Origin of the sequence: Catellatospora coxensis, assembly GCF_016862635.1 — a bacterium.
Lineage (GTDB): Bacteria > Actinomycetota > Actinomycetes > Mycobacteriales > Micromonosporaceae > Catellatospora > Catellatospora coxensis.
Genome location: NZ_BONI01000010.1, coordinates 43,597 through 59,828 on the forward strand (window position 1 = coordinate 43,597; position 16,232 = coordinate 59,828).

The window sequence follows — 16,232 nt, forward strand, 5'->3', positions numbered from 1 at the left end:
TCACATCCGGAAGACGCCGTAGGGACCCGGGCCGGGGTCGGGGGCCGATTGCACCGCGGACAGGCACAGGCCGAGCACGGTGCGGGTGTCGCGGGGGTCGATGACGCCGTCGTCGTAGCCGAGCCCGGACAGCACCATCGGCAGCGACTCCGCCTCGATCTGGTTCTCGACCATGGTGCGGACGACCTGGTCGGTGTCCTCGTCGTAGGGCCGCCCGGCCGCGGCGGCCGACTGCCGCGAGACGATCGACAGCACGCCCGCGAGCTGCGCGCCGCCCATCACCGCGGACTTCGCGCTCGGCCACGCGAACAGGAAGCGCGGGTCGTACGCCCGCCCGCACATGCCGTAGTGCCCCGCGCCGTAGGACGCGCCGATCAGCACCGAGATGTGCGGCACGGTGCTGTTGGACACCGCGTTGATCATCATCGCGCCGTGTTTGATGATGCCGCCCTGCTCGTAGTCCTTGCCGACCATGTAGCCGGTCGTGTTGTGCAGGAACAGCAGCGGGGTGCGGGTCTGGTTGGCGAGCTGGATGAACTGCGCCGCCTTCTGCGACTCCGCGCTGAACAGCACCCCGCGCGCGTTGGCCAGGACGCCGACCGGGAAGCCGTGCACGCTGGCCCAGCCGGTGGCCAGGCTCGCGCCGTACTCCGGTTTGAACTCGTCGAAGCGGGAGCCGTCGACGACCCGGGCGATCACCTCACGCGGGTCGAACGGGGTGCGCAGGTCCGGTGGCACGATGCCGAGCAGCTCCTCGGCGTCGAAGACAGGCTCGTCGGCGTCCGGCGACGGAGCCGCGCCGAGCTTGCGCCAGCGCAGCGACGCGACGATGCGCCGCCCCATGCCGATCGCCTGCACCTCGTCGTCGGCCAGGTAGTCGGCCAGGCCCGAGACGCGGGCGTGCATCGCCGCGCCGCCCAGCGACTCCTCGTCGGCGTCCTCGCCCGTGGCCATCTTGACCAGCGGCGGGCCGGCCAGGAACACCTGCGACCGCTCTTTGATCATGACGACGTGGTCGCTCATGCCCGGCACGTACGCCCCGCCCGCGGTGGAGTTGCCGAACACCAGCGTCACCGTCGGGACACCTGCCGCGGACAGGCGCGTCAAGTCGCGGAACAGCCGCCCGCCGGGGATGAAGATGTCCTTCTGGCTCTGCAGGTCGGCCCCGCCCGACTCGACCAGGTTCACCAGCGGCAGCCGGTTCTCCCGCGCGATGTCCATCGCCCGCAGGGTCTTGCGCAGGGTGTACGGATTGGACGCCCCTCCGCGCACCGTCGGATCGTTCGCGATGATCATGCATTCGGTGTTCTCGACGACGCCGATCGCGGTGACCACGCTCGCCCCGACCGGGTAGTCGGTGCCGTACGCCGCCAGCGCCGACAGCTCCAGCAGCGGCGAGTCCCGGTCCACCAGCAGCTCGATGCGCTCGCGCGGCAGCAGCTTGCCCCGGTCGTGATGCCGCTTGACGTACTTCGGCCCACCCCCGCCCAGCGCCTTGGCGTGCTCGGCGTCGAGCGCGGCGAGTTTGTCCAGCAGCGCGTCGCGGTTGCCCGCGTACGCGGCCGCGCCGGTGTCCAGGGTGGATCTCAGGATCACAGCAGTTCCTCCGGGATGTCGACATACCGCGAACGCAGCCACTCGCCCAGGCCCTTGCCCTGCGGATCGAACCGGGTGCCCGCGGACACGCCGTCGCCGAGCAGCCCGTCGACGACGAAGTTCAGCGCCCGCAGATTCGGCAGCAGGTGCCGGGTGACGGGCCGCCCCGCCGCCTCCGGCAGCAGCTTCACCAGCGCGTCCTCGGTCAGCGTCGCCGCCAGCCACGCGTACGCGGCCTCGCCGCCCGCCCAGACGCCGATGTTGGCGCTGCCGCCCTTGTCCCCGCTGCGCGCCCCGGCGACCAGCCCCAGCGGCCCGCGCCGGGTCGGCCCGCCGCCGGTCCACACCGGCACCGCCGCCGCGACAACCGGTTCGGCGGCGGTCGGCCCGGATCCGGTGCCGTCGACGGCGCGTTGTGCCACACCGCCGGCCGGAACACCGGCCGACGACGGCGCGTCGGAGCCGAGCGGCTCGATCGTGTGCCCGGTGCCGTCAGGCAGGACCACCACGTGCGGGACCTGCTCGGCCGGGACGGCCGCCGAGGTGAACACCCCGAACGGGGTCGCGTCACCGGGCGGGGCGAGCAGCGTGAAGCCCGGGTAGCTGGACAGTGCCAGCTCGACGGCCGCCCCGCTGAAGGCGCGCCCGGCCAGGGACGGGTCGGGGTCCTTGACGGCGGCGTGCAGCAGCGCGCTGGCCTCCTCCTGCCCGTCCGCGTCAGCGTGGTCGGTGCGGGCCAGCCGCCACACCAGCTCGGCAGGCTTGCGCTTCAGCGACGCTGCGAGCTGCTCGCGGGCCAGCGCCGCCTTCGCCTCGACGTCGAGTCCGGTGATCAGGAAGGTGACGTCGTTGCGGAACCCGCCGAGCGAGTTCAGCCCGACCTTCAGCGTCGCCGGCGGCGCCTCACCGCGTACCCCGCTGATGCGCACCCGGTCGGGGCCGTCCTCGGCCAGCACGACCGTGTCCAGCCGCGTGGTGACGTCGGGGCCGAGGTAGCGCGGGCCGTCCACCTCGTACAGCAGCTGCGCGGTGACCGTGCCCGTGTTCACGACGCCGCCGGTGCCCGGGTGCTTGGTGATCACACTGGTGCCGTCGGCGTGCACCTCGGCGATCGGGAACCCGGGCAGGCCGATGGCGTGCTCGGTGAAGAACGCGTAGTTGCCGCCGGTGGCCTGCGCGCCGCACTCGATCACGTGCCCGGCGGCGACGGCACCGGCGAGGGCGTCGAAGTCGTCGCGCGCCCAGCCGAAGTGGGCCGCCGCCGGGCCGACGACCAGCGAGGCGTCGGTCACCCGCCCGGTGACCACGATGTCGGCTCCCTGCCGCAGGGCATGGGCTATGCCCCACGCGCCGAGGTAGGCGTTCGCGGCGATCGGCGCGCCCAACCCCAGCTCGTCGGCGCGTTCCAGCAGGTCGTCACCGGTCACGTACGCGATGCGCGGGCTCAGCCCGAGCCGCCCGGCGAGCGCGCCGAGCGCCTGGGCGAGCCCGGCCGGGTTGAGCCCGCCCGCGTTGGCGACGATCGTGACGCCCCGGTCGAGGGCCGGGCCGAGGCACTGCTCCAGCTGCCGCAGGAACGTCTTGGCGTATCCGGTGGCCGGGTCCTTCATCCGGTCGCGGGCCAGGATCAGCATGGTCAGCTCGGCGAGGTAGTCGCCGGTGAGCACGTCGACCGGACCGCCTTCGAGCATCTCCCGCATCGCCGAGGCCCGGTCCCCGTAGAAGCCCGAGACGTTCGCGATCCGCAGCGGCGCGCTCGCCGGCCGTTCGTCGCGATCGGCCTCGGTGTTCCCGTGCCCGCTCATGCGACGCCCTCCGCCGCGAACTGGCCGGGTGCGCGGCCCGTGCCGGGTGGGCCGGCGAAGGCCTGGGCGATGTCGAGCCAGCGGTCCGCGTCGGCTCCCTCGGCGCGTACGGCGAGGTCGGCGCGGTGCCGCCGCTGCGTGACCAGCAGGCAGAAGTCGAGGGCGGGGCCGGTGACCCGCTGCGCGGCCTCCTCCGGTCCCCAGGTCCAGTCGTCGCCGTCCGGGCCGGTGAGCCGGACGTGGAACGGCGCGATCGGCGCGTCGAGGCCGTGGGCGGCGTAGGCGAAGTCGCGGGCGCGTACGCCGATGTGGGCGACGTGGCGCAGCCGGCCGGTCGGGGTCCGGGTGACGCCGAAGGTGTCGGCGAGGTCCTGGCCGTGCGCCCAGGTCTCCATGATGCGGGCGGTGGCCATGGACGCGGCGCTCATCGGCGGCCCGTACCAGGGCAGCCGGGTGCCCGGCGGCACGGTGGCGAGCGCGGCCCGCAGCCTGCCCCGGGTCTCCCGCCAGCGGCCGAGCAGCTGCTCGGGTGGCAGCACGGCGAGCCGGTCGGCTCCGGCGTCGACGAACCGCAGCGGGTCCGGCGAGTCGGCGATCTCCTGCAGCGCGTCGGCGAAGCCGGCGGGATCGGTCGCGGCGAGAAGGGAGCGCTCGTCGGTCCACAGCAGATGGCCGATCTGGTGCGCCACGGTCCAGCCGGCGGCCGGGGTCGGCGCCGCCCACCGGTCCGGTGCCAGATCCGCGACGAGCCGGTCGGCGTCGGCGCTCTCGGCGTCGAGATCGGCCAGCAGCGCCTCGAGTTCCGCCATGCGGGGTGCTCCCTCCAGTCGGTTCCACCCTTCCTGCGGGCCACAAAAAAGTCAAGCGTGCTTGATTTATTCTGCGCGCTGATGGTCCCCGTTCGGGGCCAGACCCGATCAAAGGGGGTTCACGTACCGCCAGTGGCCGGCTTCGCGCAGGAAGCGGCTGTGCTCCTCCAGCACGCCGGGTCGGCCGCCGTCGCGGTAGTGGGCCCGGAACAGCACCGCGCCCTCGGTGTCGAACATCGAGCCTCGGTCGGTGGCGAGCACCTCCAACGCGGTGTAGCGCGGGCCGCCGGCCAGGTCCAGCTCGGTCGGCCGGGTGCTGGAATGCCAGGTGCGCAGCAGGTACGCCACGTCCCCGAGCGCGAACGCGCTGTACCGCGAGCGCATCAGCTGCTCCGCGGTCGGGGCTTCGCCGCCGTGGTGCCAGCGCCCGCAGCACTCCTCATACGGCCGGCCGGTCCCGCAGGGGCAGACGGCGGGCTGCGGGTCGGGCTTCCTGCGTGCTCGTGCCATGGTCACCATGATCGCTCATCGGGTGCCCGACCGGCCGGGGGCCGCTCCGGCACCGGAAACGGAGCAGCTCAGCGGCCGTTCTGCACGAGCATGACGGCCAGGCAGACCACGGCGGCGGTGGTCGCCACCGTGCGCACGAGATTCCATCGCGCCCACTTCGCCTCGTCGAACCTCGCCCGCACGCCGGCCAGGTCGGTGATCCGGTCGGGGTCTCCGGCCGCCTTGATCGCATTGTTCATCGGCACGTTGACCGCGACGGTGATGACCAAGACCAGCAGGTACAGCACCAGCGCGGCGAACGCCCAAGCCAGTGCCGCGCCGCCCGGTCCTGTCAGCAGCAGGACGACGGACGCCGCCGTGAACACAAAAGCGCCGAGGAAGCCGCCGAGCATGAACCACGGGTTGATGATCGCCCGGTCGAGGGCCTGGAACGCGCCGACGAACGTCCGGTCGTCGGTACGCCGGAGCCCGGGCATCACGGTGTGGGCGTACAGGCCGAACACCCCCGCCATGATCCCCATCGTCACCGTTGCCGCCACCTGCACGATCATCCGAACAGCGTCCACATCGCCCCCTCGGTCCGAGCACTACCCGCGTGATCCTATGCGGCTCCGCGGAATCGCCTGCTCAGGTCCAGATCGCACACCGCAGCCCATCGCTGAAGACCTCGGGCTCCTCCGGGCGGCAGACAGCCGTGCCGCACAACACCCGCCGGGCCGACCAGGCAGCGGCTGCCGCGTCCAACACGTCGTCGACGCCTGCGACATGGCCCGCCGCGCCGAGGTCACCGGCAGGCAGGACACCCTCGGCGGCCAGCAGGGCCCGGCGGCGTTCCACTCCCGCCCACGTCGTCTTGCGGTCGGTCAGCGGCGCGGACGCCATGGCCGCAAACGACAACTCCGGGTGCACCTCGACGACGCGGCGCTGCTGTCCGCGTACCCAATCGTCAACGTCGAAGATCTTCTTGCGCAGCCCGTAGGCCTGCTGCGAGATGCCCTTCGCTCCGGCTTCGCGGTGCAGCGCGTTCGCGGTCGCGTGGTTCTCTGCCCGCAGCGCCTGCCGGGCCGGCGTCGAAAAGACCGACTTCCAGCGGGGCCCCGCGGCCTGGCGTGCGAGTTCGTCCGCGGCGCGAACGCCCTGATCAGGCAACCCGATCGGGATGTCGATCGCAACGACCTGTGCCACGCCGTCCGCATCTGCCAGCAGCACCAGTTCTGCGATCGTCGGCGCGAATATCGCGGCGACCTCGTCGCCGGCGAGGACGATCCCGACCCAGCCCGCCTTGCACGCATCGACTCCGAGCACCCGTCCTGTCATGCGCCCAGCCTCCCACGACGCCACGATCGCGCCCAGCCTGCGCGGCCGCCGAGCAGGCCACCGCCTACGGCATGGACGGAGCGTTCGATATGCGTGATCCGCGGCATCATGGCGTAGGGGCTGCGAGAGGATCAAGGTGCGGTTAGGGTGGGCAGGCCCGCCGCTCCGGGTACACGATCATCCATCGGGGGAGGCGGTCTGCCATGTCCACGTATGACGTGCTGGTGCTCGGCGGTGTCGGCGTCGACACCATCGTGCCGGTGCCCGAGCTGGCGGTCCCGCCGGGCGACTTCCTGCCGGCGTCGCCGATCCGCGACTACGTCGCACACTCCGGCAACGGTGTCGCGCTGGGCTTTCACGCGCTGGGCCTGCGTACCAAACTGATCGACTTCCTCGGCGACGACATGCTCGGCGCGATGGTGCTGGCCCGCTACGCCGAACTCGGCCTGGACTTCAGCCACGTCACCGCCCCGAACGGCACCCCGCGCGCCGTGAACCTCGTCGACAAGGCCGGCCACCGGTTCTCGTTCATGGACCACCGCCACCCCGCCGATCTGGTGCTGCCGCAGGACTTCTACCTGCCCTACCTGCGGCAGGCGCGGCACGCGCACATCGCCGCGCCGCGGGCCGCGGGCGCGTTCGCCGACGCCCACCGGCTGGGCGTGACCACCTCCACCGACCTGCACTCCTGGGACGGCGAACTCGACTGGGTATGGCCGCTGGCCCGCGCCGCCGACCTGGTGTTCCTCAGCGCCCAGGCGGCCCCGGAGCGTATCGACGACATCCTGCTCGCGGTGCTCGGCACCGGCCGGGCGCAGGTGGTCGTCGCGACCGACGGCGCGGCCGGCTGCCGCGTCGCCACCAGGGACACCCCGGGGGTACGCCGGTTCCCGGCCGTCGCACCCGAACGGCCCGTGATCGACAGCAACGGGGCGGGCGACGGGTTCAGCACCGCGTTCATGAGCCGCTGGCTGACCGGCCGTCCGATCGAGGAGTGCGTACTGGCCGGATCGGTGTCGGGCGCGTTCGCCTGCGGCGCGGCCGGCACCCACGAGGAGCTGATCACCGCAGACCAGCTCGCCGCGGCCATGGCCCGAACCGGCCACGCCGCAGCCTGACCACCGGGTCGGCCCGGTGGGCGCAACGCAGTTTCGGGGAGACTGCAGCAATCGGGCGCTGCATTGCCGCAGTTTCCCCGAACCTGCGACCGGCGCAGGCCGGCGCGCCCACCGGACCCGGTCAGGACTGGGGCGGGTAGTCGGTGGAGACGGTGACGTCGGCCCACTTCTCCGTCTCGGCGGCGCGGGACGCCGCGGACTCGCGGGCCCGGTTCAGTGCGTCGGAGCCGAGCAGCAGCCGCAGCGGCGGATCGGCGGCGTCGGCGAGGTCGATGATCACCTTGGCGGCCCGGACCGGGTCGCCGGGTTCGACGTACTCCGCCCGATATTTCAGCATCGCGCCGACGGACGGCTCGTAGTCCGGCCCGACCGGGGCCGCGAGCTGGGACGCCCCGCCGCTCCACTTGGTGCGGAACCCGCCAGGCTCCACGATGGTGACCTTCACCCCGAACGGCCTCACCTCGTTCGCGAGCACCTCGGAGTAGCCCTCGACACCGAACTTCGCGGTCTGGTACGCCCCCAGCCCCGGCGTGCCGCCGGCCCGCCCGCCGATGGACGAGAACTGGATGACGTGGCCGTGCCGCTGCGCACGCAGCACCGGCAGCGCGGCCTTGGTGACGTTCACGACGCCGAAGAGGTTCGTCTCGATCTGGGCGCGGAAGTCCTCGTCCGGCGTCTCCTCCAGCGAGCCGGACACCGCGTAGCCGGCGTTGTTGACCAGGATGTCGAGACTTCCGAACGCCTCGACGGTGGCCTGCACGGCGGCGCGGGACGCCGCGGGGTCGGTGACGTCCAGGGTCACCGCCCGGATCTGGTCGCCGTACTTGCGCACCAGGTCGTCGAGGGTTTCGGGCCGACGGGCGGTGGCGACGACGTTGTCGCCGTGCTCAAGCACGGCCCGGGTGAGTTCGTAGCCGAAACCGCTGGAGGTCCCGGTGATGAGCCAGTTCTTCGCCATGAGTCCCCCTGTTGATCTGTTCAAGGCGGTTCTTCGTCAGCGTGGGTCCGGGTCGTCCACCCAGGCCGGGACCAGGCCGACGAGCACGTCGACCAGGTCGCCGCGCGGGCATGGGCTCGGCTCGGTGAGCCAGTGCACGATCGCGGCGGCCAGGCCGTGGCCGAGGAACACGGCGGTCGTCGCCAGTTCACCCGGCGGCCGCGCCGGCGCGATCCGCAACCGCTGGAAGTAGTACCCGATGTTGTCGGCGAGCTGCTGCCCGAACCGGGCCGTCGCGGCCCCGCCCTCGGCCGAGCCGAACACGGCCAGCAACTCGACGCGCTGGCCCTCGACCTGGTCGAGGATGTGCCCGAGCACGATCCGGGAGGCGTGCCGCCCGGTGGCCTCGCCGATCAGCCGCACCTGCACGTCCTGCTCGGAGATCGCCCGCAGGGCCTGCTCCAGGACGTACACCGCCAGGCTGCCCGTGGTGTCGAAGTGCGCGTAGAAGGAGGACCGGTTCAGGCCCGCCTCCGCCACGATCTCGCTCACCGACACCGGGGCACCAGGGTGCCGTCCCGCCACGGCGGTGAACGCCTCAGCGAGCCTGGCCCGGGTGCGTACGGCCCGAGGGTCGCGACTGTGCGTCCCCCTGACCTCAGCTCCTGTTCCCACCACGCCACACTAGCCAGCTCAGCGGCACTTCACCAACATTTGTCGGAGAAATGTTCGGCCACCCGCCCATGCACCGCACGTTTGCCCGACTTGCCGGCACCTGTGCTCATGCGAAACGCATTTGCTCTGCACCCAAAGCCTTGCTCTGCACCCGTCGGCGCAACAGGCCCACACCCCTGTTGCGCGGGTGGGTGCAGAGCAAGCGAATGGGTGCAGAGCAAATGCGCTCGGCGAGCAGTCCTGAGCAGGTCACGCCAGCCGAGCAGGCAGAACCGCGCTCACCAGCGCAGGGTCAGCAGCTGCCCCGGCCATTCACGGCCGGGCTGCTCGACGGAGAAGGTGTCTCCCCTGGTGAAACCCTGCTTCTCGTAGTAGCGCACCAGTGCCCCTTGGCCCCCGGCGAAGCAGTCCAGTCGGATCAGCGCGACGCCCTGGGCGACCGCCAGTTCACGCGCATGTGCCAGCAGCACGGCGCCGGCGCCCCGGCCCGACACGGACCGACTTGAGATCAGCAGCTGGACGTAGAGTTCGGGCTCCTCGGCAGGGGGCACGTACGGCAGGGCTTCGCCGACCGAGAGCGCGCCGACCACGGCCGCGTCGCGCTCGGCGATCCACAGTCCGCCGCCGCTGGCGAATCCCTCGATCTGGGCGATGCGCTTGGGGTTGGTGGAGTGCGGCTCCGAGCCCCACTGGTCCTCCCGCCCGATCGACACCAGCCACTCGGTCGCCTGGTCCATCAAGGCGAGCACGGCGGCGACATCGTCCAGGCCGCCGGAACGGATCGTCAAGGGGATCGAGTCGGGCACCCGATGATCATAATGTTCCTCGCCTCGGCCGGGCACGGCTGTGGCCGGTCCGGACGTGCCCGGACCGGCCACAGCGTGCGGCACCTGGACTACGGAGCCGGGTAGTCCACGACGTACACCGGCGCGCCGATGCGGGTCGTGTCAGCCGGGTCGCCGAGCCCGTTGACCACGTGGTCGATCGTGCCGGCGCTCAGGTTGACGGTCATGATGTGGTGCAGCTTCACACCGGGCCGGTTCGGCGCCTCGAAGCCGTTCTCGGTGTGGATCGACGGGTTGTTCTGGTTGAACACGTACACGCCGCCGCCGTACAGGGTGTGCGTGCGCACGTGGTCGCCGACCTTGTAACCCGCGTAGCCTTCGACGTCGCCGTTCATCCAGTCGGCCTGCGTCGGCGGGTCGTAGGGCAGCTCGTTCTGGTACAGGATGGTGCGGCCGTTCTCGCCGTTCCAGACGGTGTTGTACTTCTGGAAGTGCTCGACGAACAGGCCGTTGGCGTTGACCCGGTCACCGTTGATGACCGCGCCGAACCGGCCGGTGTTGGTGTTCCACCGCTCGGTGTCGGTGAAGCCCTCCACGCCGTGGTCGCCGCGCCACACCCAGGTGTGGTCGATGAGCACGTCGTTGCTGTTGACCTGCAGCGCGGTGTCGGTCTTGCCGATGTGCGGGCCGCCGACGCGGAAGTACACGTCCGACAGCGTGGTCGGGTTGCTCGGCGTGGACCAGCGCAGCAGGTTGTGCTTGCGGCCGACGCGCAGCAGCACCGGCGACTCCTGCAGGCCCGCGTCGATGGTGACGCCGGCGATGATGACGCCCGGCACGTCGGCGACGTCCAGCGGCACGGAGCCGTTGACCGCCGTCAGCGTCGCCTGGCCCAGTCCCAGCACCACGGTGTCGGGGCGCCACACCTCGATGCTGCGGGCGATGTCGTACACGCCCGGGGTCAGCAGCAGGTGCTTGCCCAGCGCGAGCGCAACATTGATCTTGGCAACGGAGTCGCCCGGCTTCGCGATGTAGAAGTCGCTCAGCGGCACGGTGCGGCCGGGGGTCATCCCGTCGGCCCACGAGACGCCCTTGGTGTCGAACCGCGCCGAGGGCACCCGCACCTGATACCTACCCTGGGCGTCCACGAACAGGAACGGCTTCTCCCGGCTGACCGGGGTGGTGTCCAGCGTGGTGTACGGCGGGTTCGGGAACGCCTCGTCGGTCGGCGCGCCGACCACTCCCGTGAACACCTGGTTCCACACGCCGTTGGACCAGCCGTCGACCTGGCTGTTACGGGTCAGCCACTGCTGCTGCGAGCCGCTGACCACGAACGGCAGCTTCGAGTCCGCGATGAAACCGCCGCTGGCGTACTGCGGACCCGCGGTGCAGTAGTCCATCAGGGACAGGTTCGCACCGGTGATGTTGAGCCGGCGCATCGAGACCGCCTGCGACACACCCCAGAAGTTCGCCGAGGCGCGGCAGCCGTCCTGCCCGGCGGCGTTGACGTTGACCGTCAGGTTGGACAGGGTGCGCCAGAAGTTGACCAGCGCGAGGCAGTTGCTGGTGCCGCCGTCGGCCAGGCAGCGGTTGTACACCTCGATCTTGCCGTTGATCACCACGTCGGTCGGCGACGCGCCCAGGCCGGCGATCTCGGTGTAATAGCCCACCTTGATCTGGAGCGGCTGCTCGGCGGTGCCGTAGGTGCCCGGCTTGAACAGGAACGCGTACCGGTTGGGAGCCATCTCGTTGTCGACCTGAGCCGCGTGCGTCGCGTCCAGGGTGGCCTGGATCTGGCTGACCGGCATGCTCGGGTCGAAGACGGTGACGTTCGCGCCGAAGTTCGGCGTGCCGGACGACGACGGGGTCGCGGCGGCAGCCGGGCCGGTGCTGCCGGCGACCACGACGGCGGCGGCGAGCGCCGACGTCAGGCCGAGCGTCACCTTCCGGCGTACGCGGCGGCCCGCGGACGGTGCCGTGGCACTGCCGGGACTCGTGCTCATCATTGCGTGCAGGTCCTCTCTGCTGGGACTGGTCGGCACGGATGACCGCGCTCTCGCCTGTGCGAGGTAGGCCCGGCACGCCAAAGCGAATGCCGGAGAGAGCGCTCTCCCGTGCCTGTCCCCCGGAGCGTAGCCGAGCGGACTCATTCTGGAAATCTCCGGTGTGGACGATGTCGTATCGACCGGATCGCCGGTACCGGTCACGAGACACCGCGGTGACCTGTCGGCGGTCCTGCCGGCGCGGCCCGGGTCGCTTGTCCCTCGATCAGTCCCCGACAGCAGGCGTGACGGCCCGGCGCGAGCGAGGTCACCGGCAGTACTGGACGTGCAGTTCCGCGTAGGGACGGTGCGGCTGCGTGAACCGGCTGTTCCCGATCGGGAGCTCGGCGCAGCGGTGCCCGTCCGGCGTCCGCGCGAGGTGGGCCGGGCCGTCCTCGGCGAGTTCGCGAATCTGCTCGGCGCGCAGCTCGTACGCCTCCCGGCTGCCGGTCAGCACGAGCGTGTCAGCGGCGACCGACCACAGCAGGTGGTCACGGAACTCCCGGTGCCAGGTCCGGCGATGGTCGGCGACCGGCCGGCTCGGCCAGGTTCCGGGCGGCAGGGTGACGGTGTGCGGCCTGCCCGCGCCCAGCCGGGCGCGGACCTCCTTCCACCGCGAGGGCGGGAACGCCAGGCTGTGGTGCAGCAGCACCAGGTCCAGCGGCCGGCCCCAGTCGCACGGATCGGCGGCGGCCGCCGCTCGCAGCGGCAGGTGGACGATGGTGTGCGGCGACCGAGCGGCCAATCCCCAGGCCAGGGCGAACATCGCGGCCGAGTGTTTGTCCACGCAGAACTGCAGACCGAGGCGGCCCTCGCGCAGACCCGCGAACGCGGGCGGTCGGGCCGGGCGGACGACACGGTAGGAGCGGCTCCCGAGCCGGACCGCGCTCACGAGCACCGGCCAGGACTGCTCGGCCAGGCGGATCACCACCACGTCACCGCTGCTCGCCCAACCTGGACACCGCTTCGCATCGCACGATCATCGACGCCGTCCGCGGGCCTTGGCAACCGGCTTTCCGCCCGCCACCCTTCCGAATGAAGTGTGTTTGCCCGATATCGACTTTATGTGCTGGTGCACCATAGATTTCGGGTATGGCTACTGAGATGCAGCTCCGCAAGCTGGACAAGGCCTTCGGCCACCTCGACAACGACCGCAGCGGTTTCGTCGAGCAGCAGGACCTGACCAACCTGGGCGTACGCCTGCTGGCCGAGTTCGGCACCGCGCACGACGCGCCGAAGGCGCTGCGGATCGCCGAGGACTTCGCCACCTTCTGGCAGGAGCTGGCCAAGGCCCTGGACGTCGACCACGACCAGCGGCTCAGCCCGCAGGAGTGGCGCCAGGGCTTCACCGAGGCGTTCGTGCACGGCGACGCCTTCGACCGCAGCTTCCGCCCCGGCGCGCTGGCCGTGCTGCACCTGGCCGACACCGACGACGACGGGCGGGTCAGCCGGGACGAGTTCGCCACCATGCAGCGCGCCTTCGGCACCCCGGTCGGCGAGATCAACCTGGCCTTCGACAAGCTCGACGCCGACGAGGACGGCTACCTCACCATCGAGGAGCTGATGCTCGGCGTACGCCAGTTCTACATCGGAGCCGACGAGACCGCCCCCGGCAACTGGTTCTTCGGCCGCGTCTGAACCCGGACCCGGTGACCAGGGGGGCGTGCCGCGGCACGCCCCCTCCCGCTGTCCAGGTCAGACCTGGTCGAGCAGCATCCCGCTCGGGCCGTAGCCGATCTTCCAGTCGTCGTAGACGCCGATCTCCGCGCAGGACTGGCAGCGCAGCGCGACGTAGAGCCAGCGCACGTCGTCCGATTCGTCGTCGTACAGGGAGAAGCCGACCGCGGCGGCGAACTCCTCGTGCCCGCAGTTGCACGCGCAGACCTCGGCGTCGTCCTCGTCGTCCCAGTACTCCGCGCTGTCGGCGATGAACCCGTGGACTCCGCAGGCCACGCAGGTCCGGCGTACCGCACCCGTGTCGTCGGCCATGGCGGCGACCTCGAAGACCCGCCCGCCGCAGGACCGGCACACGCACTCGCGCACCTCGTGCACGGGGTGGGCGTCGTCCTCCGGGCGCAGCAGGAACTCCGTCAGTTCCTCGTACGCGTCCGCTTGCGCCGTTGCGGCCGATCCGCCCATGTCGCCTCCCTTGCGGCGAACGCGCCGTCCGCGTTCACCGCGGCATCATGCATGCCTGGTCCGACAGTGCGTGCAGCCCCCTGGGAGGTCGCCCGATCTCCGTCGGTGGTAACGGACGCCCGTCCGCGAAAACACCCCGCCAAGACAAGATCTTTCGCTTGTATGGTGTCCCCCATGCCCGCGCACCCCGAGATCACCGGCGACTTCGAGATCCATGTGACCGTGTCGGAACACGAGACACGCGCCCTGGCCGATTTCGCCGAGCGGCACCAGGTCAAGTTCGTGCACGTGGTCCTGGACCGCGGGACGACCCGCTCCCAGCCGATGCTGACCCTGGCCGGCAGCGGAACGCTGGCCGACCAGCGCGTCCTTGCCGCGGAGTGGGGAAAGCGGCTGCGCGACGCCAGGGTGCACCCGGTACGCACGAAGATCGAGGCCGCGCCGTGGTGCACGGGGCTGCCGGCCACCGACGCCGACGCCGCTGCCGAGCCGCCCGGCCGCTACTTCGAGCACCACGTGAAGCTGGTGCTGCCCGCCGGGGACGTGGCGTCCCTGGTGGCCGTCGCCACGCTGGCCGAGCAGCACGACGCGCGGCTGTCCCGCAACGCGCGCCGCGTCCGCGACGACGGGCGGCAGGAGCGCTTCCTCACCCAGCGCTGCCGCGGCGTCGGCCTCACCTCCGCCCGCGACCGGCTCGACCGGCTCGTCGCCGCGCTGCGCGAGGCCTCCTGGGAGATCGCGTCCGTGGAGCAGGAGTACGTCGTGTACGACAACCACCTCCCCCTTGACGCGGGCTGGCTCGCGCCTGCTCCGGCACCGCGACGGCGAGACGACCAGCGGCGTACGGCACCGCCCCGCGGGCCCGGCTACCCGGTCACCTATCAACCACTGCCCGACACCCCCGGGGTGTCCCAGGGCGTGGCCTTCGACCCGGCACACATGCAGCACACCAGCGCCTACCGGCCGAGCGAGCCCGTGTTCGACGACCCGGGCGCGGCCCGGCAGTGGACGCGCGCCCGCCGGCAGGCCATGACCGAGTTGCTGAACGCGGTGCAACGCACCCCGTACGCCGGGCAGCTCGTGCTGCGGGGCAGCGCCGTCCTGGCCGCCTGGTTCGGCGCGGAGGCCCGCGAGCCCGGCGACGTCGACTTCGTCGTCGAGCCGTTCTGGATGAGCAGCAAGAGCGCCGAGGCCACCGCGATGCTCGACGCGATCCTCGACGAGCTGCGCGCCCGGCCCGGCGTGAGCCTCGACCCGAGCCGGGCCGCCCACGCCGAGATCTGGACCTACGAACGCGCCGACGGGCGCCGCCTGGTGATCCCGTTCACCGCGCCGGGCGTGCCCGACGGCTCGGTGCAGGTCGACTTCGTTTTCAACGAGCACCTGCCGACCGAGCCGGTCGCGGTCGCGCTCGACGGCGTCGACACGGCGATGCGGGCCGCCTCACCCGCCCTGTCGCTGGCCTGGAAGCTGATGTGGCTGGCCACCGACACACATCCGCAGGGCAAGGACCTCTACGACGCGGCCCTGCTCGCCGAGCACACGGCGGTGGACCTGGAACTCGTCCGCGACCTGCTCCGGCTCGAGATACCCGGCGAGCAGGCCGACGCCTTCACCGCCGAGTCGGTGCTGGACTGGACCGTCGACTGGGAGAACTTCACCCGCGAATACCCGACCGTCACCGGCGACGGCGAGACCTGGCAGCGACGCCTCGCCCTGGCCCTGTACCGAAGCTGGTCCGCGAGCGCCTGACCGTGGCGCTGCGGGAGCTGTCTGGCATGGTGGTGCGGTGCTGATCTACAAGATCCTGCTGCCGGCGGAGTGGGCGGCGTTCGAGCGGGCGGGGCGGTTCGACGGTTCGCCGTTCGATCATGAGTCCGGGTTCGTGCACCTGTCCTCGCGCAAGCAGGTCGCGGCCACCGCGCTGCGGGTGTTCGGCGACGAGCCGGAGCTTGTCGTGGTCGCCGTGGACACGCAGGCGGTCGAGGAGTCGCTGCGCTGGGAGGAATCCCGCGACCGCGGCGTTTTCCCGCACGTGTACGGTCCACTGCCGCGCAGCGCCGTGGTCGCGGTGCACCACGTCGCCGGGGCCGCGGCGGTCGACGACGCGCTGCCCCGGTAGGCCCACCGAACTAGTCGAGTTGCCGGGCGAGGTCGTCCGGGGCGCGCATGCGCCACGCGTCGGTGACCAGTTCCGTGAGCCGGGCGACGTCGACCCGGGGCAGCCGCAGCATGACCAGCGGGAACCCGTCGTAGCCCGGTGTGGTGAAGAACAGGTCGGGCTCGCCGAGCAGCAGGGCCTGCTTCTCCGCCTCGTCGCCGACGTACAGCACCGCGATGTCGGTGCGGATGACGCGCGGCCTGCCCGGCCGGCGCTCGGGGTAGGACCAGACGAAACCCTTGTTCGCGACCCGGAAGTCGAAGCCCTCGCTGTCGATCTCGACCACCTCGGGCAGGCCGAGCGCCAGACGGCGTACGTCGTCCGCGTCAGCCACCGAT

17 protein-coding genes are annotated in these 16,232 nt (G+C 71.6%); 4 read left to right on the plus strand and 13 right to left on the minus strand.

Going from position 1 to position 16,232, the window contains the following annotated elements; translation table 11 throughout:
* The 6 genes from Cco03nite_RS08065 to Cco03nite_RS08090 form a co-directional block, all read right to left on the minus strand.
* Positions 1 to 1,596 carry an acyl-CoA carboxylase subunit beta gene (locus Cco03nite_RS08065; RefSeq protein WP_203690516.1) on the minus strand — a complete coding sequence of 532 codons (1,596 nt, stop codon included), beginning with the start codon at positions 1,594 to 1,596 and terminating at the stop codon, positions 1 to 3.
* Positions 1,593 to 3,401 carry an acyclic terpene utilization AtuA family protein gene (locus Cco03nite_RS08070; RefSeq protein ID WP_203690524.1) on the minus strand — a complete coding sequence of 603 codons (1,809 nt, stop codon included), beginning with the start codon at positions 3,399 to 3,401 and terminating at the stop codon, positions 1,593 to 1,595. Before Cco03nite_RS08070 ends, Cco03nite_RS08065 begins: the two co-directional genes overlap by 4 nt.
* Positions 3,398 to 4,210, minus strand: a complete 813-nt coding sequence (locus Cco03nite_RS08075) for a TIGR03084 family metal-binding protein (RefSeq protein ID WP_203690526.1) — start codon at positions 4,208 to 4,210, stop codon at positions 3,398 to 3,400. The genes Cco03nite_RS08070 and Cco03nite_RS08075 overlap by 4 nt, the downstream gene beginning before the upstream one ends.
* A gap of 108 nt (positions 4,211 to 4,318) precedes the next feature.
* Positions 4,319 to 4,720 (minus strand): YchJ family protein, encoded by a 402-nt coding sequence (locus Cco03nite_RS08080; RefSeq protein WP_203690528.1) that lies wholly within the window; start codon positions 4,718 to 4,720, stop codon positions 4,319 to 4,321.
* 68 nt (positions 4,721 to 4,788) lie between these two features.
* Positions 4,789 to 5,271: an anthrone oxygenase family protein gene (locus Cco03nite_RS08085; RefSeq protein WP_203690530.1), complete on the minus strand. Its 483-nt coding sequence runs from the start codon at positions 5,269 to 5,271 to the stop codon at positions 4,789 to 4,791.
* Positions 5,272 to 5,347: 76 nt separating this feature from the next.
* On the minus strand, positions 5,348 to 6,037 hold the full coding sequence (locus Cco03nite_RS08090; RefSeq protein ID WP_203690532.1) for a DUF429 domain-containing protein: 690 nt from the start codon (positions 6,035 to 6,037) through the stop codon (positions 5,348 to 5,350).
* Positions 6,038 to 6,240: 203 nt separating this feature from the next.
* Between Cco03nite_RS08090 and Cco03nite_RS08095 the strand changes: the two genes are divergently transcribed.
* Positions 6,241 to 7,155 carry a carbohydrate kinase family protein gene (locus tag Cco03nite_RS08095; RefSeq protein WP_203690534.1) on the plus strand — a complete coding sequence of 305 codons (915 nt, stop codon included), beginning with the start codon at positions 6,241 to 6,243 and terminating at the stop codon, positions 7,153 to 7,155.
* 121 nt (positions 7,156 to 7,276) lie between these two features.
* Here the strand turns inward: Cco03nite_RS08095 and Cco03nite_RS08100 are convergent, their stop codons facing one another.
* The 5 genes from Cco03nite_RS08100 to Cco03nite_RS08120 form a co-directional block, all read right to left on the minus strand.
* On the minus strand, positions 7,277 to 8,113 hold the full coding sequence (locus tag Cco03nite_RS08100) for an oxidoreductase (RefSeq protein WP_203690541.1): 837 nt from the start codon (positions 8,111 to 8,113) through the stop codon (positions 7,277 to 7,279).
* Between the two features lie 36 nt (positions 8,114 to 8,149).
* Positions 8,150 to 8,644, minus strand: a complete 495-nt coding sequence (locus tag Cco03nite_RS08105) for a TetR/AcrR family transcriptional regulator (protein ID WP_203690543.1) — start codon at positions 8,642 to 8,644, stop codon at positions 8,150 to 8,152.
* A 401-nt stretch (positions 8,645 to 9,045) separates the two neighbouring features.
* Positions 9,046 to 9,573, minus strand: coding sequence for a GNAT family N-acetyltransferase (locus tag Cco03nite_RS08110; RefSeq protein WP_239167204.1), 528 nt, complete (start codon positions 9,571 to 9,573; stop codon positions 9,046 to 9,048).
* An 89-nt stretch (positions 9,574 to 9,662) separates the two neighbouring features.
* Positions 9,663 to 11,555, minus strand: a complete 1,893-nt coding sequence (locus Cco03nite_RS08115) for a pectate lyase-like domain-containing protein (RefSeq protein WP_203690545.1) — start codon at positions 11,553 to 11,555, stop codon at positions 9,663 to 9,665.
* Positions 11,556 to 11,862: 307 nt separating this feature from the next.
* Positions 11,863 to 12,528, minus strand: coding sequence for a hypothetical protein (locus tag Cco03nite_RS08120; protein ID WP_203690547.1), 666 nt, complete (start codon positions 12,526 to 12,528; stop codon positions 11,863 to 11,865).
* Between the two features lie 158 nt (positions 12,529 to 12,686).
* Between Cco03nite_RS08120 and Cco03nite_RS08125 the strand changes: the two genes are divergently transcribed.
* Positions 12,687 to 13,232, plus strand: coding sequence for an EF-hand domain-containing protein (locus tag Cco03nite_RS08125; protein WP_203690550.1), 546 nt, complete (start codon positions 12,687 to 12,689; stop codon positions 13,230 to 13,232).
* Between the two features lie 57 nt (positions 13,233 to 13,289).
* On the opposite strand, the gene Cco03nite_RS08130 is transcribed toward Cco03nite_RS08125, so the two are convergent.
* Positions 13,290 to 13,733: a hypothetical protein gene (locus Cco03nite_RS08130; protein ID WP_203690552.1), complete on the minus strand. Its 444-nt coding sequence runs from the start codon at positions 13,731 to 13,733 to the stop codon at positions 13,290 to 13,292.
* Between the two features lie 174 nt (positions 13,734 to 13,907).
* Between Cco03nite_RS08130 and Cco03nite_RS08135 the strand changes: the two genes are divergently transcribed.
* On the plus strand, positions 13,908 to 15,485 hold the full coding sequence (locus tag Cco03nite_RS08135) for a nucleotidyl transferase AbiEii/AbiGii toxin family protein (RefSeq protein WP_203690554.1): 1,578 nt from the start codon (positions 13,908 to 13,910) through the stop codon (positions 15,483 to 15,485).
* Between the two features lie 37 nt (positions 15,486 to 15,522).
* Positions 15,523 to 15,855 carry a DUF952 domain-containing protein gene (locus Cco03nite_RS08140; RefSeq protein ID WP_203690556.1) on the plus strand — a complete coding sequence of 111 codons (333 nt, stop codon included), beginning with the start codon at positions 15,523 to 15,525 and terminating at the stop codon, positions 15,853 to 15,855.
* 10 nt (positions 15,856 to 15,865) lie between these two features.
* On the opposite strand, the gene Cco03nite_RS08145 is transcribed toward Cco03nite_RS08140, so the two are convergent.
* The gene (locus Cco03nite_RS08145; protein WP_203690558.1) at positions 15,866 to 16,228 is read right to left on the minus strand and encodes an MmcQ/YjbR family DNA-binding protein; all 363 of its coding nucleotides are present in this window, start codon (positions 16,226 to 16,228) and stop codon (positions 15,866 to 15,868) included.
* Between the last annotated feature and the right edge of the window lie 4 nt (positions 16,229 to 16,232).